The sequence below is a fragment of the Paraburkholderia sediminicola genome (genome assembly GCF_046027825.1).
Classification (GTDB): Bacteria; Pseudomonadota; Gammaproteobacteria; order Burkholderiales; family Burkholderiaceae; genus Paraburkholderia; species Paraburkholderia sediminicola_D.
Window position 1 is genome coordinate 35,343 of record NZ_JAQQDU010000066.1, and the last position, 15,934, is coordinate 51,276.

Consider the following 15,934-nt stretch of genomic DNA (forward strand, 5'->3'; position numbering starts at 1 on the left):
GGGTTGACCACGATTCGGGATCGGCCATGCTACATTCGCGCCAAAGCACCTCATAAAAGTACGCAAGGAACCACCATGCCCGCGCTGAACCTCGACACCGACCAAGACCGGATTGCCGAGCGCGTCAACGAACCTGACACGCTGTTCGTTGCCTGCCTGTGCGCGGAGTGGTGCGGGACCTGCCGTGAGTATCGGGATGCCTTCGACCGGCTGGCGGACAAGCATCCGGAGATCTGTTTCGCATGGATCGACATCGAAACCCATGCGGACCGCTTCGACGATCTGGATGTCGAGAATTTCCCGACCATCCTGATCGAAGACTCGGTAACGACACGTTTCTTTGGCACGGTTTTGCCACAGGCGGCGATTGTGGAACGGATGTTGTCTGATCTGACGGCTGTGCCCGGCGTCAGCGGCGCGCCCAAACTGCGGCCCGCGCTGGCCGTCGCATGAATGTGGCCACCCGCCGCCGAACCTTGCTGCACGGGCGTTGCAAGCGGTACACGCTGCGTTTTCCGCAGCTTGCTCAAATACTGAGCGCGCAATTATCATGGCGCGCTTTTTATGGCACTTGACACGCCGCTCTTGCGCCGTGTGCTATAAAGCGGTCGTTATTGGGTCGCAAAGGTCGCAAACGAGGGTCGCGCTAATTAAGCGCACTCAAGGCCATCAACCCGGATCTACCAACCTCACATCGAGTCATGTCCAAAGCACTGATCATCGCCGAAAAGCCTTCCGTCGCGAACGACATCGCGCGCGCTTTGGGCGGTTTTACCAAGCATGACGAATACTACGAAAGCGACGACTACGTCCTTTCCTCGGCAGTCGGCCACTTGCTGGAAATCGCCGCGCCCGAAGACTATGAAGTTAAACGCGGCAAGTGGAGTTTCGCCAACCTGCCCGTCATTCCGCCGCATTTCGATCTGAATCCGATCGCCAAGAGCGAGTCGCGCCTGAAGGTGCTGACCAAGCTGCTCAAGCGTAAAGACATCGACCGCCTGATTAACGCATGTGACGCGGGGCGCGAGGGTGAGCTGATTTTCCGCCTGATCGCGCAGCACGCGAAAGCCAAGCAACCTGTGCAGCGCCTGTGGCTTCAGTCGATGACAGCCGGTTCGATACGCGACGGTTTTGCCCGTCTGCGTAGCGACGAGGAGATGCAGCCGCTCGCCGATGCGGCACGCTGCCGCTCGGAAGCGGACTGGCTGGTCGGCATCAACGGCACGCGCGCCATGACCGCGTTCAACAGCAAGGGCGGCGGCTTCTTCCTGACCACGGTCGGGCGGGTGCAGACGCCGACGCTATCGATCGTCGTCGAGCGCGAAGAAAAGATTCGCCGTTTCGTGCCACGCGATTACTGGGAAGTGAAGGCAGACTTCGTCTGTGCGGGCGGCTTCTACGAAGGCCGCTGGTTCGATCCGAAATTCAAGCGCGACGAATTCGATCCTGAAAAACGCGATTCGCGTCTGTGGGCGCTGCCCGCGGCTGAGACGATCGTCGCTGCCTGCCGTGGCCAGATCGGCACGGTGACGGAAGAATCGAAGCCGTCCACGCAACTGTCGCCGGCGCTGTTCGACCTGACCAGCTTGCAGCGTGAAGCCAACGGCCGCTTCGGCTTCTCGGCCAAGAACACGCTGGGCCTTGCTCAGGCGCTGTACGAAAAGCACAAGGTGCTGACCTATCCCCGGACCGACGCGCGCGCGTTGCCGGAAGACTATATGGATACGGTCAAGGAAACGCTGGGCATGCTCAAGGAGAGCAACAACTATCTCCCGTATGCCAAGCAGGTGTTGGACAAGGGCTGGGTGAAGCCGAACAAGCGCATCTTCGATAACTCGAAGATCAGCGACCACTTCGCAATCATCCCGACGGCACAAGCGCCGAAGAATCTTTCCGAGCCGGAACAGAAGCTCTACGACCTGGTCGTGAAGCGCTTCCTGTCGGTGTTCTTCCCGGCCGCCGAATACCGGGTGACGACGCGGATCACGGAAGTGGTCGGTCATCACTTCAAGACTGAAGGCAAGGTGCTGGTCGAACCGGGCTGGTTGCAGGTCTATGGCCGCGAAATCAGCGGCGAAGACGCGAACCTCGTGCCGGTGCAGAAGGACGAGAAGGTCAAGACGGACAAGATCGCCGCCCAGCAACTGGTGACGAAACCGCCCGCACGCTACAACGAAGCGACCTTGCTGTCGGCCATGGAAGGCGCGGGTAAGCTGGTCGAAGACGACGAACTGCGCGAAGCCATGGCGGCCAAGGGGCTCGGCACGCCAGCCACGCGCGCCGCCATCATCGAAGGGCTGTTGGGCGAAAAGTATCTGATCCGCGAAGGCCGCGATCTGATTCCGACTGCCAAGGCTTTCCAGCTGATGACGCTGCTGCGCGGCCTCGGCGTCAAGGAATTGACCGCACCGGAATTGACCGGCGAGTGGGAATACAAACTTTCGCAGATGGAGCGGGGCAACTTGCCGCGCGACGCGTTCATGCAGGAAATCGCCCGCATGACGCAGACCATCGTCAAGCGCGCGAAAGAGTACGATTCCGATACGATCCCGGGTGATTACGCGACGTTGCAGACGCCGTGTCCGAATTGCGGCGGTCAGGTGAAGGAAAACTACCGTCGCTTCGCGTGCTCGAAGTGCGAGTTTTCAATCTCGAAGATTCCGGGCGGACGTCAGTTCGAAATCCCGGAAGTTGAAGAGTTGTTGCAGAACAAGACGATCGGGCCGCTCTCGGGTTTCCGGAGCAAGATGGGGCGCCCGTTCTCGGCGATCCTGAAGCTCTCGCTCGACGACGAGATCAAGAACTACAAGCTCGAATTCGACTTCGGTCAGGACTCGGGCGGCGAAGACGGCGAACCGCCTGACTTCTCCGACCAGCAGTCGGTCGGCGCGTGCCCGAAGTGCAAGGGCCGCGTGTTCGAGCACGGCATGAGCTATGTCTGCGAGAACTCGGTCGCGAATCCGAAGACTTGCGACTTCCGCTCGGGCAAGGTGATTCTGCAGCAGGAAATCGCGCGTGAGCAGATGGGGAAATTGCTCGAGGAAGGACGCACCGACCTGCTGACAAACTTCAAGTCGTCGCGTACCGGCCGCAACTTCAAGGCGTTCCTCGTCAAGCAGAACGACGGCAAGATCGGCTTCGAATTCGAGAAGAAAGAGCCGTCCGCCAAGACGGCTGCGAAGACCGCGGCAGCTAAGGCAGCCGCCAAGGCAGTGCCTGAGTCGGATGACGACGAAGATGCACCGGTCGCCGTGAAGGCGGCGCCCGCCAAGAAGGTCGCGGCCAAGAAAGCACCCGCTACGAAGACTGCGGCTGCGAAGAAGACCGCCGCTGCCAAGAAGGCGCCGGCCAAGAAAACGGTCGCGCGCAAGACAGGCTCGTAAGTCGGGCGCGTGGGCCGGAAGGGCATTCAGCTTCCGGCCAGCGTCGAACTTGCCAGAAAAAAGGCGCAGTCACGAAAGTGACTGCGCCTTTTTATTTGTCAGCCAGACCGCGCTTATCTCAAGCGCTGCCGACACCATCGCCCGAATCGTTACAGGGGCGACAGCGCGGTGGGCCGTGGACGATTCGTCGCCTTTGCCAACGTCTTCGGCACCGGCGACAACTCGCTATCCAGCAGCCGTGACAGCGGCTCAGCGCCATCGAACGCTTCCGGCGGCATGTGGCTCGCTGCATCGAGCGCGGCGGACGTGACAGGCCTCTCAAGGCCGTCCTTGATCCACTGCTCGCCGAGCAGACTGTTCGGCGTCTGGCTGAAATGCTCAACCAGATGATCGATGAACGTACGTACCTTTGCCGGCAAGTGACGGCGGCTCGGATACGCAATGTTGATCTCGACCTGTGGCAAACGGAAATCGCCAAGCAAACGCACGAGCCTGCCGCGCGTCATATCGCGGCCGATCAGATAGCTCGGCAAAATCGCGATGCCCATGCCGAGCAGCGCGAACTGCCGCAGCATTTCCGTGTTGTTGGCCACGATCACGTTGGACGGACGCACACGCACTTCACCTTCCGAGCCCGTGAATACACGCTCGTCGCCCCAATACTCGGACGGCAAGCTCAGGCACGGATGCTCGAGCAGATGCTCGGGGCGGGTGGGTATGCCGTGCTTTTCCAGATACGCGGGCGTTGCGCACACCGTCATGCAACCGGTGGTCAAACGCCGCGTGACAATGCTCGCGCTGCGCATTTGCCGTGTGACCACCACGCCCACGTCGAAACCTTCTTCGACCAGATCAACTTGACGGTCGACCAGCGTGACATCGGGAATAACTTTCGGATAGCGCTCTGCGTACGTCTGCAGTACCGGCGCAAGGTTATGCAACCCGAACACGACCGGTGCGACTATTCGCAACGTGCCGACGGGTTCGTGATTCCGCGCGACCACCATCTGCTCGACGTCTTCCAGTTCGTCGAGAATCTGGCGCGCGCGCTCAAGATAAACCTGGCCGGATTCGGTCAGGGACAAGCTGCGGGTTGTGCGATTAAGCAGCCGCGTACCAAGACGGCCTTCGAGATCGGCAACGTGACGGGTGGCCACTGCGTTGGAAATATCCATCGCGCTCGCAGCGCGGGCAAAACTGCCGAGATCCGCCACTTTGACGAAAACTCGCATCGACTGCAAATGATCCATGGGACAACTCCTGCCGTGTTACAGCTTCCTGACAATTAGTGAAAACCAGTGAAGCGAACTTGGAATTCTCCTACGACTCGCGAAATCGTGCAGAAGTTGCCCGCCAAAGCGGAAATATTGTCGATATTTGTGCCACTGTGCGCCCAAATGTGGGGCATGAACCTCGATTGTTCTGACATGAGCAACAATCTGCTGCACTGCAGCTTGCACTGTCTTTTTTGTTCGAACAGATGCAAAGGTTGCCCCGGCATTGCGGAATCGGAAAAAATCGTAATGCGGGGTCGGACTGGAAAAGAAAAACCGCCCGAAGGCGGCTTCCATGCGAAGTGAATACTCACCTAATCAGGCAGCGAGTTTTCCTTCGAGCGTGAGTTTAGTCTGCGTCAAGGCCGGCGGCAGACCTTGCTGCAATGTGTCAAACAATTGGGTATGTAGCGCGAGTTCGTCGCGCCACGCCGCGTCGTCGACGGAAATCACCTGCTGGAATTGCTCGCGGCTGAAATCCAGACCGCTCCAGTCGATGTCTTCATAGTGCGGCGAGATGCCGAACGTGTGTTCTTCACCTTGTGCCTTGCCTTCGATGCGTCCGACCATCCAGCTCAACACGCGCATGTTCTCGCCAAAGCCCGGCCAGACGAACTTGCCGTCCGCGCTTTTGCGAAACCAGTTGACGCAGAAGATCTTCGGCAGCGTCGCGTTCAGCTTCTCGAGACGCTCGCCGGTTTTCAGCCAGTGCCCGAAGTAGTCGCTCATGTTGTAGCCGCAGAACGGCAGCATTGCGAACGGGTCGCGGCGCACCACGCCCTGCTGCCCCGCCGCCGCCGCGGTCGTTTCCGAGCCCATGGTCGCCGCCATGTAGACGCCTTCGACCCAGTTGCGCGCTTCAGTGACGAGCGGCACGGTGGTGGAACGGCGGCCGCCGAAAATGAATGCGTCGATCGCGACGCCTGCCGGGTTCTCCCAGTCGGCATCGATCGACGGACATTGCGAAGCCGGCGCCGTGAAGCGCGCGTTCGGGTGCGCAGCCTTACGCCCGCTCTCCTTCGCGGTCGCGGGCGTCCAGTCCTTGCCCTGCCAGTCGATCAGGTGCGCGGGCGGCTCGTCGGTCATGCCCTCCCACCAGACGTCGCCGTCGTCCGTCAGCGCGACGTTGGTGAAGATGACGTTTTCCTTCAGCGTGGCCATCGCGTTGAAGTTGGTTTTTTCGCTCGTGCCCGGCGCGACGCCGAAATACCCCGCCTCAGGGTTGATCGCGTACAGACGGCCGTCCGTACCCGGTTTGATCCACGCAATATCGTCGCCGATCGTGGAGATTTGCCAGCCGTTCAGGCCTTCTGGCGGAATCAGCATCGCGAAATTGGTCTTGCCGCAAGCCGACGGAAACGCCGCCGCGACGTGATGCTTGCGCCCTTCCGGCGACGTCACACCAAGAACCAGCATGTGTTCGGCGAGCCAGCCTTCGTCGCGGCCCATCGTGGACGCGATGCGCAGCGCGAAGCATTTCTTGCCCAGCAGCGCATTGCCACCGTAGCCCGAGCCATAGCTCCAGATTTCGCGCGATTCGGGGAAATGGACAATGTATTTGGTGTCGTTGCACGGCCACGGCACGTCTTTCGCGCCCGCCGCGAGCGGCGCGCCGACCGAATGCACACACGGCACGAACTCGCCGTCTTCGCCCAGCACGTCGTACACCTTGCGGCCCATACGCGTCATGATGCGCATGTTGGTCACGACGTAGGGGCTATCGCTCAATTCGACGCCGATGTGCGCGATCGGCGAACCGAGCGGCCCCATCGAGAAAGGCACCACGTACATCGTGCGGCCGCGCATGGCGCCGTCGAACAGGCCGTCGAGCGTCGAGCGCATCTCAGCCGGTTCGATCCAGTTGTTGGTGGGACCGGCATCTTCGCGGTGCTTAGAGCAGATGAACGTGCGGTCTTCGACACGCGCCACGTCCGACGGATCGGACCATGCCAGATAGGAATTGGGACGTTTGGCGGGATTGAGTTGCTTGAGGGTGCCGGCTTCGACCATCTGGGCACATAGGCGGTCGTACTCCTCCTGTGAGCCGTCGCACCAGACGATTCGAGCGGGCTTGGTCACGGCGGCAACGCGCTGGACCCAGTCGATCAGTTTTCGGTGCTTGACCCAGGCGGGCGCCCCTGCGGACGCCTCGATTGTGGGCTGTCCTTCGAATGAGGGATGATTCATCGACTTGTCTCCGTTTTGAAAGCAATAGAAAAACGGTACAAGCCCAGCGATGCTGCATGCGAGAGGCGTTCAATTCATCGCATCGACTTTCCTGCCAGCCGACGCGCAATTGTGCAGGTCATCGTGGGCTACACGGCCTGTTGCGCGGAGGCGTCCGAACGGCCTTGCAGGCGGTCGTCTGCAACCGTCTGTAAAGCGACTTGCCTCAACACGCAACAAACTGTTAAAAACGATGTCAATCGGCCTTGCCGTGGCGCTGCCGTTCTACGCGGCAGCTTCTACGGTAAGGCATTCAGCCAGACCGGCATGTGACCTAGGTCACATGGTGGGACAGTCAGCATAACACTCCGTTTCGCACCGCTATGGTGCGCCGCAAGACACATACCATGAAGATTGCCATCCTCGACGATTACCAGGACGCCGTCCGCAAGCTCGACTGCTTTCAACTGCTGGCCGACCATGAGGTCAAGGTTTTCAACAACACGGTCCGCGGTCTCGGCCAACTGGCGAGCCGGCTTTCCGAAGTCGACGCCTTAGTCCTGATTCGCGAACGTACCCGCATCAACTCGCAACTGCTCGATAAGTTGCCGCGTTTGCGCATGATCAGCCAAACCGGCAAAGTCTCCAGCCATATCGATCTGGCAGCCTGTACCGAGCGCGGCATCGCCGTGCTGGAAGGCAGCGGCTCGCCGATCGCACCCGCCGAACTGACCTGGGCCCTCATCATGGCGGCTCAACGGCGGATTCCGCAATACGTAGCAAACCTTAAGCAAGGGGCCTGGCAGCAGTCCGGTTTGAAGACGTCGGCGCTGCCGCCGAACTTCGGCCTGGGCCAGGTGTTGCGCGGCCAGACACTGGGGATTTGGGGTTACGGCAAGATCGGCCGGCTGCTGGCCGGATACGGCAAGGCGTTCGGCATGAATGTGCTGATCTGGGGCCGCGAGCATTCGCGCGAAGCGGCGCTCGCGGATGGATATGGCGTGGCCGAGAGCCGCGAGGCACTGTTCGAGCAAAGCGATGTGCTGTCGTTGCACCTGCGTCTGCATGACGACACGCGCGGCATCGTCAAACAGGAAGACCTGATGCGGATGAAGCCGACCGCGTTGCTTGTGAACACGAGCCGGGCCGAACTGCTCGACGAAAACGCGCTGGTGAACGCGCTGTCGCATAACCGTCCGGGGATGGTCGCGATCGATGTCTACGAAAGCGAGCCGATTCTGCAGGGCTACAGCCTGCTGCGCATGGAGAACGTGATCTGCACGCCGCACATCGGCTACGTGGAGCGCGAGAGCTACGAGCTGTATTTCACCGCGGCATTCCAGAACATTCTGGCTTTCGACGCCGGCGATACGTCCAGCGTGGCGAATCCGGAGGCGTTGCAAGGCGGGCGTCGGCGGTAATTTTCGGCGTCAATCCCTCGCGGTACATTCTGGCTTTAAGCTGCGCGCCAATCTCGTTGGCGCGTAGCCTGCAGGTCACTCCCGCTTCCAGGTACCGCGCCGCCGCTGCCACTCATCTCAGCACGCCTCGTGCGCGCCGGCCTCCAGCAGATCGCGCACGCGCTCGAGAAAGACCTCGCCGTCGGCGCGGCCGAGGTTGTACGCGTGCACCATCTGCGACGGGCTCGTGTAGTCCCAACTCGAAATCGGCACCTTGCGCGACGGCTGCACATAGAGCCGTTGCTGCACGCCGTGCGGCACGACGAACATTTGCGGCCGGGGATAAAGCCGCGTAACCATCACCAGCACGTTTCCGGGGGCATCGGCGTCGAGCGCGCCGACCGGCACGTTGTCGACCATTCCGCCGTCGAGCACCGGCCGGCCGTTGCGCCGCAAGACCGGCGTGAACGGCGGCGTACTCGACGATTGCAGAATCAGATCGGCGAGATCTTCGACCGTCGCACAATCCTGCGCGCGCACGAATTCCGGGTGGAAGCCGAGCGTCTGACCGAGCGTCGGATGCAGCGTCTTGCGCACATATTTCTCGATGTTGTACGCAATCAGCCCTGCTGCGACGGCGCTTCGCGCGCCGAGCCAGCGCGGCAGGTGCGACACGCCAATGCGGATTTCGGGCGCGTTCGCGAGCGTGGAGAACTTCTCACCGTAAATGTCGAGCAGCGCCTGCCGGTAGATCCGGTAATGCGGAAACACCGATTCGCCACGCAGAAGATTGCCCCAGTATGCGTTGCGGGTGTTGTGGCGCAGCGCGTCTTCGTAGTAACGCATGACCCAGTCGGAATCACGCGTGTAGAGCATGCACGCGGTCGCGGCGCCAGCCGAAATGCTGGTGATGACGCGCGGACGGATATCCAGCTCCGGCTGCACCACGTCCCAGAATCCCGCCTGCCACCAGCAGCGATTGCCGCCGCCGGCGAATACGACCTGATCGAACATCTTGGCTTTTTCCTCTAATGCGGCTTGCGAACCCGTTTCAGGTTTCAGTCGAACAGCGCGTAGGTGGTGGTGGCATGGACGGCCATGTTGCCGGCATCGTCGAATAACTCGACTTCGCCGAACACCAGATTGCGGCCCATGCGCAGCACGCGCGCGGTGATCAGCACGTCGCCGTTGCGGACCGCGCGCATGAAACTGATGTTGAGCGAGACGGTGCTCATCGGCTTGAAGCCGCCGAGCGCGGCCGAAATCGCGACGATCATCGCCGTGTCGGCGGCCGCCATAAAGACCTGTCCGCAGATCACGCCGCCGGAATGACGCAGTCCGCCGGAGAACGGCAGGCGCAGTGTCGCACTTTCTTCGTCGACCTTGACCGGGGTCAGCGTGAGCGCGCGGACCCACGGGGCGAGGATGCGGTCGAGCAGCTCGTTAATCTCTTTGTCATCCATGGTGGTTCCCGGTCGAAAGCCGCGCGAGGCTTCGAGCGGCAGGTGATCCGCGACATGATACCGGGACGGGGAACTGCGCGCCTTTCTGGTGCCTGACGGCAGGCAGCGCACGTGCCGGACGTACCAAGCCCAGATTTTTATAAGAAATCTGCTAAAGGGGCTTGGCAATCTCGGAAAGTTTCGGCATAATTTCGCTTCTGTTTGGGGCGTTAGCTCAGCTGGTAGAGCAGCGGACTCTTAATCCGTAGGTCGACAGTTCGAATCTGTCACGCCCCACCACCGAATTTAGCAGTAGGAAATCAAGCACTTGCGAGCGATCGCGGTGCTTTTTTTTCGTCTGTAGGGCGGGCGGGCAAGTGTCAAAAACTTGCCTTTGCCGGAAATCCGCCGGAATCCGAGAATCCAGACCAAGCATTTCATAAATGTTTTCTGGAGCTTGAAGATGGCGTACATCAGTCAGCGCGGCGCCTACTGGCGCGCCGAGATCCGTCGGCGCGGGTACAAACCCGTTTACCACACGTTCGACACAAAGCAGCAAGCGCAACAGTGGGCACGCCGTGTCGAAGGGGAAATGGACTCCAGAGCGTACCTCGACAGTTCCGAATCCGAGCGCACAACGTTGCGAGAGGCGCTGGAGCGGTACCGACGCGACATCGTCCCCGAAAAGCGGCATCCGTATCAGGAGAACCGACGCATCGATCGGTGGATTCGTCACGATTTGGCCTACCGGACGCTCGCCAGCCTTCGAGGAACCGACTTCGCCAAATACCGCGACGACCGTCGCTCAGCAGGTCGAGCGGAAAACACCATCAGGCTTGAATTGCAGATTATCAGTCATCTGTTCGAAATTGCACGGAAGGAGTGGGGGATGGAGGGCCTGTCAAACCCCTTGGGCAATATTCGAAAGCCAGCAGGAAGCCAAGCGCGTGACCGACGGCTCCGGCCAGGTGAATTTGAAAAGCTCCACGCACTGCTCTCCAGCAGCAGCAATCTATGGGCCGCACCCGCCTTTGAGCTGGCAATCGAGACGAGTTTGCGCCAAGGAGCCTTGTTCAGCATACGCTGGGAATGGCTTAACGCCGAGAACCGCATGATCAAGTTTCCGCCTGACGCCCGCGGAGCCGATAATAAGGGCGTTCCGGCGGTAATACCGCTTTCCAGCCGAGCTATTAACGTGTTCCGAACACTCGCCGCAATTGCGGAAGGAGCAGACGTCCGGCTGGCTCGCTCACGGCATGGTCCGCCCAACGTTAGTTTTGCGAGTCTGAACGGCCCGGTCTTTGGGAGTAGCATCAACGCGGTTATCTGCGTTTGGAAGCGGGTAATCAAGACGGCGAGCGTCGAAGATCCCGAGCTAAGCACCCTTCGATGGCACGATCTACGCCACGAAGCTGCGTCCAGACTTTTTGAGAAGGGCCTGCACCCAATGGAAGTGGCCTCGATCACTGGCCATCGAAGCATGCAGATGCTAAAGAGGTATACGCACCTGAAGCCTGAGAGTTTGTTAGCGAAACTGGGATAACGCGCGCGTCCAATCAGCGCTCGTGTCCACGCGCCGAAACAGCGAGCGACGCCGCAGCCTCTTGCGGCCACGCTGCGCCCTCCTAGCCGCTGGCGTCGCGATACACTCCACATTGTTGTAACGTATCTACCGTGATCGTACTCGCGGCAACCGGGCCCCTAGGGTTCATAACCCCCGGGAACGCTTCACCCAATGACGTCGGCGAGCGGGTGGGCGGACGATACGCGCAGCAAGCCAGAGCAGTCGGGCGAGCTTCTTCGCCCTGACCTGCGCGAGGAGTTTCTGTCCTGCCAGCGTTTCTTTTCGGGGTATCAGCGGCGCAGTATGCAACGACGTCTTAGACGAGGATAAAATTGGAATTCAATTTCCTAAAATTAAAGATCAGTATGTCGGTAGGGTGGAATCAACCGCCATCTATTCCGCCTGAAAAGCTACTCTTCGACCGCCTCCACTTAGATGGCATGCTTCGTCCGCATTTCGATAACAGAGCTTCATTAATTGGAATCTTGCTCTCTCAAGTCAGTGTTTTGGTAACCATCGGTCTCACGCTACTCGTTTCCGATATCAACACAAAATGGGGAATCGATAAAGCCCTTTGGAATTTTATTGTCATAAGCACGTTCTCTTGCTTACTGCTTTGGTCTGCTATTGTCACCTTGAAAATTTTCAGGCAGCCATCATTTGAAGAGTTCTTGAGAAGAATAACTTCTCAGTCACTTACGACGCAAGATCGTCGCTTCGTCTTTCTATTCGTGGCCATCGGACAAGACGGCGCGAAACGGGTACTTGTCCAGCACTCTGTAAACTGGGAGTGTTGGCTACTTCCTAATTTCGGGAAAAGCCAGTCAGGTAACGTTAATACCAATCAAGAATTGCATCAAGCTTTGGGTCAAAAATTATCTGCGGAAGCCGCCGACTTGCTTTTGACCCCCATGAATGAAGACATGATTAATTCCAAGCAGTCTTATAAAAACAACAAGTTTACCACTTACTATTTTGACTTCTATTTTGCACAGATCACATCGGAGTCGCTAACCGATAAAATATGTCATAAGGAATTTGATATAGCCGGCGACAGATTCGCCTGGTTAACGGTTGCAGAGCTCAAAAATGATCTTCATACAAGGGAGAGAAATAGTGACGTTATCGAGCACCTAGAAAACAAGATTTTCGCCAATGGCTTTTCATCACTATCGACTGAGCGAAAAATAGGTGTTCAATGAAAGAGCTAATTTCTGTACTCACAGACTCCAAAGACTCACCTTTGATCGCCGAAAAGCTCCTCGATGTAGTTGAGCGATACGCAACCTGCGAAAACACGCTGGCCTATCTTGGCGATCAAATTCTGGGGAGTACAGAGCGAGCGAATGGATATATTCATCAACTGGGCTTCTATAAATTCGTCGTTGCGAACATTGATGGCACCTTCCCACGGCGAATACGCCTCCATTTTTGGAAAAAAGGGGAGGTTAAGGATGACGTTCATGATCATGTCGCATCCTTCGCTTCGAAGGTGCTGTACGGCAGCCTAATAAACGAGTGTTTCGAGCATAACGGCTTGGGGGAAGCGTTCATTCATAAAGAATTTTCCGCTCGCGGAGAAAGCTGCCACCCAGAAGGCTTCGCCAACAGCTACGCCACTCTCAGCCTGCAGAGCCGAACCGAAATGGGTCCGCTCACAACCTATTTTCAAGACTACCGACAGCTACATCGTGCCGGACCCGCAACGTCCGAAGTAGTAACGCTGCTTGTTCAAGATGCACCCAATGATCGAATGATCAACGTCTTCCGGGAGCGAAACTTCAGCTCAAGTGACCGATCCGACACGCCGATGCCAATGTCGGTCTCCCAAGCACGCAACGCCTATATGCAAATGAGAGCGCTTCTCGGAGGTGCTGAATGCAAATGAACGACATCGGAGAGAAAAGCTTCCTTCGAAGCCTCATCCCGTCCCTAAAACGAGCTGACACCTTCATCAATGGATTTGGCAACGATGCAAGCGTCATCGACATCGGCTTACCAGAGATTTCAGTCGCATTCAAGATTGATCGTGCTGCAAGGCCCATAGCTGCGTATATGGGTTGGGCGGGCTTTGATACGTGGGGTCGTCTCGCAGTGACCGCGAATCTGAGCGATATTCTGGCGGTAGGCGCGCTTCCGACAGCGTTTATGTTGTCCGTCACCGTTCCAGGGGACTGGGATCCGGAGCGCGTTCGTTCAATTATTCTCGGCGCTGCCGAAGCATGCGACAGCAAAGGCGTAGCGTTTGTAGGAGGCGACACAAAAGAGGGAAATGAAGCCAACGTTGTGGGCACCGCCATCGGCGTAATAAACAAGAAAAAAGTCGTTAGCCGGAGATCGGCGAATGTTGGTGACTCAATTGTTTTAGCTGGGCGTCTCGGTGGATTCGCGGGTGCCTATCTACTGATGAAGGCTGGACTCGTTACGAAAAATTCAGGTTACGAAAGGTGCCTATCGCATCCGGAATGTGCTTGGGACGAGGCAAAGTTCATTTTCGGTTCCTGCGCCGTTACGTCGGCAGTTGATCTGAGCGACGGCTTGTCGGAGGGCCTGCAACTGCTTACTTCCGATCAGCAAGGCATACTGCTCGACCTCGATCAACTGCCGATCCACGATTGGGCTTTGAAAGCGTCTAAGGCGCTCAACGTCAATGCAACAAATTTTGCCTTCACGGTAGGCGACTGGGGCATGTTGTTCTCGATGTCCGATGCGGATGCTCAAAGAGCAGTGCGCCTAGCGCCCAGAGGAATGCCGCTTAGCATCATTGGAACTGTTGTGCCTCAAGAGGCGGCGGGTTTTTACTCGGGAAAAACGAAAGCGCGCTATAAGATGAATTGTGAGCTCGGAAATGAGCATTTCCGTCGAAGGATGGAGAACGAGTCAGACTATTTCACCCAACTAGTATCGACCGAAGTGCTCTCGAAAATCTAGAATCCGAGAATTGCGTAAGTTCTTTATCACGCAAAGTCATCAACCTCACGAGGATCTAGTGCCTGCACCTATGCCTGCAACCAAGAGTAATTCGCTCTCCAACTCAGCCTCTAGAGTCGCAAACAGCCCATCGGCACGCGATCGCCTCCTATCGCGACTCGCGACGGCGCTCGTAGAATAAAATCGCCTAACTATTTCCGCATCGGCAGCGGGGTCGCCGGACATCTCGCGTACCCAATCCTTAGTGAAAAAAGGCATCGGGCGCGCCGATCCCCGCTTGTATGCGATACATCGAAGAGGACAAAGATCGATTATCTCCGACAAACGTTTATCGAACGTTAAGAAAGACGGGAAATAATAGCGAGCAGATTTCTCAGGTCTCATTGTAAATGCCTCTTCAAGATGGCGAATGTGCAGTAAATCCCAAGCCATTCCCCGCAAGGTATTCAACAAATCCTCAGCGGCGCCGATACCGGCTGAGCCTTCTCCCTTTTTATGTATTTTTCCGAAGAAAGTTAGCTTTTGGCCTCGCTCAAAATATGCGCGAGCTAAAAGAGCTTCGCGCGCAAAGATTGTACATATTCGTTGATCCATAAACGTCAGCAGTTCATGCAGCTTCTCAATAACGGAAGCCCCGCTAGACAGCTGGATGCAGGCGATCTTCAAAAGAATGATATGTATCAATCGAAATCGATACCTTATCACGTTGACCGCCTTTTTATTGACTGCATCCCGGCGCATGTCCTTCATCAGCACTTCGGCGCGAGTCGTTATAACATTGCTCGGTTCAGTTGATCTAATTTCCCCCGTCGCATCGAAGTTAGGAATATCAATCGTACGGAACACTTCATATGCGTACAGCTTTTTATAAATTCTTGACGCCTTTTTTTCGTCCGTTACATTCTGCATGTTCTCGAGCATGTACGGCATTGGATCAACATTGACATTGGGTTGCGAAATGAACGCAAACACCTCCGAAAAATCCTTCGGCAATTTTGCAGTGTTGCCCAAAAGATAAGGTTCAAGGTAACTCAGCGCCTGCGTATCAAGAGAAATAGAATAGTCTATCGGAAACGTCGCTTGGCCCCGCGACATGTCTGCAAGCGTTTGGGAGTCCAAGACAATCACTTTTTCCGAAGCGAACAAGGTTTTCACCGCAGCGCCATGCCCAAACGTTCTATTCACTGAGAGGCCCGGCGACGGGCCTTTGTCAGAAGCGCGAATAAAATACCAAGATTTCAGTTTCGGCTCGAATAGCGCGAATAAATCATGAGCTATCTGAGCCGTACCTGCGTTTCCAATCAGTGCGACGAGTTCGAGTTCATTATTAATCATTGTATAGTCGATCGTAGAATGCTTGAATTATTGAGCACTACGTTTCAATCGTGAAACTCCAAAGGCGCTTCAATCCCAGACTTGTCTCCCTAGAATATCTGATGCACTCAGGAAGAAGCACGCTCACTCTTCCTCTATGCCGGCCCTCAAGCCACCAATACAGCGAAAATCCTAGCACTTGCACCTTTGTCGAAAGCGGCGCCAAATATACGTTAGCGTCACTATCCAGACGATCAATGTCCTGTATTACATCTCGAAGTACGCCTGCGGTAGAGAATGGATCATTAGCGGGAGCAAATCTACGGTTGCTAATCCACTCGGGAGACAAAGCTACGTCCCCACTCTGATACGCTCGCGTCGCGCTCTGTTGATACATGTCGGGACTGAGAGATGGGAATGCGAAAAAAGGATAAACAATTGAATTATCCTTATAGTGCTG

12 protein-coding genes and 1 tRNA gene are annotated in these 15,934 nt (G+C 57.2%); 8 read left to right on the forward strand and 5 right to left on the reverse strand.

What is annotated here, in order from left to right; all coding sequences use genetic code 11:
- Positions 1-75: 75 nt before the first annotated feature.
- Together PQQ96_RS29280 and PQQ96_RS29285 are read left to right on the forward strand one after the other, a co-directional pair.
- A complete protein-coding gene (locus tag PQQ96_RS29280) occupies positions 76-453 on the forward strand; it encodes a thioredoxin family protein (RefSeq protein WP_097390883.1) in 378 nt (125 codons plus the stop codon).
- A 248-nt stretch (positions 454-701) separates the two neighbouring features.
- A complete protein-coding gene (locus PQQ96_RS29285; RefSeq protein ID WP_408299084.1) occupies positions 702-3,383 on the forward strand; it encodes a DNA topoisomerase III in 2,682 nt (893 codons plus the stop codon).
- Positions 3,384-3,532: 149 nt separating this feature from the next.
- On the opposite strand, the gene gvmR is transcribed toward PQQ96_RS29285, so the two are convergent.
- Complete coding sequence (gvmR, locus tag PQQ96_RS29290) at positions 3,533-4,633, reverse strand: transcriptional regulator GvmR (RefSeq protein WP_408299086.1); 1,101 nt, start codon at positions 4,631-4,633, stop codon at positions 3,533-3,535.
- 342 nt (positions 4,634-4,975) lie between these two features.
- Positions 4,976-6,844 carry a phosphoenolpyruvate carboxykinase (GTP) gene (locus PQQ96_RS29295; RefSeq protein ID WP_408299088.1) on the reverse strand — a complete coding sequence of 623 codons (1,869 nt, stop codon included), beginning with the start codon at positions 6,842-6,844 and terminating at the stop codon, positions 4,976-4,978.
- Positions 6,845-7,230: 386 nt separating this feature from the next.
- Here PQQ96_RS29295 and PQQ96_RS29300 point away from each other — a divergent pair, with 386 nt between their 5' ends.
- The gene (locus PQQ96_RS29300; RefSeq protein ID WP_172310357.1) at positions 7,231-8,244 is read left to right on the forward strand and encodes a D-2-hydroxyacid dehydrogenase family protein; all 1,014 of its coding nucleotides are present in this window, start codon (positions 7,231-7,233) and stop codon (positions 8,242-8,244) included.
- A gap of 117 nt (positions 8,245-8,361) precedes the next feature.
- Here PQQ96_RS29300 and PQQ96_RS29305 read toward each other — a convergent pair whose 3' ends face one another.
- Both PQQ96_RS29305 and PQQ96_RS29310 read right to left on the reverse strand, forming a co-directional pair.
- Positions 8,362-9,237, reverse strand: a complete 876-nt coding sequence (locus tag PQQ96_RS29305) for a patatin-like phospholipase family protein (protein ID WP_408299090.1) — start codon at positions 9,235-9,237, stop codon at positions 8,362-8,364.
- A gap of 44 nt (positions 9,238-9,281) precedes the next feature.
- Complete coding sequence (locus PQQ96_RS29310; RefSeq protein ID WP_408299104.1) at positions 9,282-9,686, reverse strand: PaaI family thioesterase; 405 nt, start codon at positions 9,684-9,686, stop codon at positions 9,282-9,284.
- 203 nt (positions 9,687-9,889) lie between these two features.
- Here PQQ96_RS29310 and PQQ96_RS29315 point away from each other — a divergent pair.
- The 5 genes from PQQ96_RS29315 to PQQ96_RS29335 all read left to right on the forward strand — a co-directional run bounded on the left by PQQ96_RS29315 (position 9,890) and on the right by PQQ96_RS29335 (position 14,160).
- A tRNA-Lys gene (locus PQQ96_RS29315) sits at positions 9,890-9,965 on the forward strand.
- A 163-nt stretch (positions 9,966-10,128) separates the two neighbouring features.
- On the forward strand, positions 10,129-11,208 hold the full coding sequence (locus tag PQQ96_RS29320) for a tyrosine-type recombinase/integrase (protein ID WP_408299092.1): 1,080 nt from the start codon (positions 10,129-10,131) through the stop codon (positions 11,206-11,208).
- Between the two features lie 353 nt (positions 11,209-11,561).
- A complete protein-coding gene (locus PQQ96_RS29325; protein ID WP_408299094.1) occupies positions 11,562-12,431 on the forward strand; it encodes a hypothetical protein in 870 nt (289 codons plus the stop codon).
- Positions 12,428-13,117 carry a BTB/POZ domain-containing protein gene (locus tag PQQ96_RS29330; protein ID WP_408299096.1) on the forward strand — a complete coding sequence of 230 codons (690 nt, stop codon included), beginning with the start codon at positions 12,428-12,430 and terminating at the stop codon, positions 13,115-13,117. Before PQQ96_RS29325 ends, PQQ96_RS29330 begins: the two co-directional genes overlap by 4 nt.
- Positions 13,108-14,160, forward strand: coding sequence for a thiamine-phosphate kinase (locus PQQ96_RS29335; RefSeq protein WP_408299098.1), 1,053 nt, complete (start codon positions 13,108-13,110; stop codon positions 14,158-14,160). Before PQQ96_RS29330 ends, PQQ96_RS29335 begins: the two co-directional genes overlap by 10 nt.
- Before the next feature lie 45 nt (positions 14,161-14,205).
- Here the strand turns inward: PQQ96_RS29335 and PQQ96_RS29340 are convergent, their stop codons facing one another.
- Positions 14,206-15,495, reverse strand: coding sequence for a hypothetical protein (locus PQQ96_RS29340; protein WP_408299100.1), 1,290 nt, complete (start codon positions 15,493-15,495; stop codon positions 14,206-14,208).
- Between the last annotated feature and the right edge of the window lie 439 nt (positions 15,496-15,934).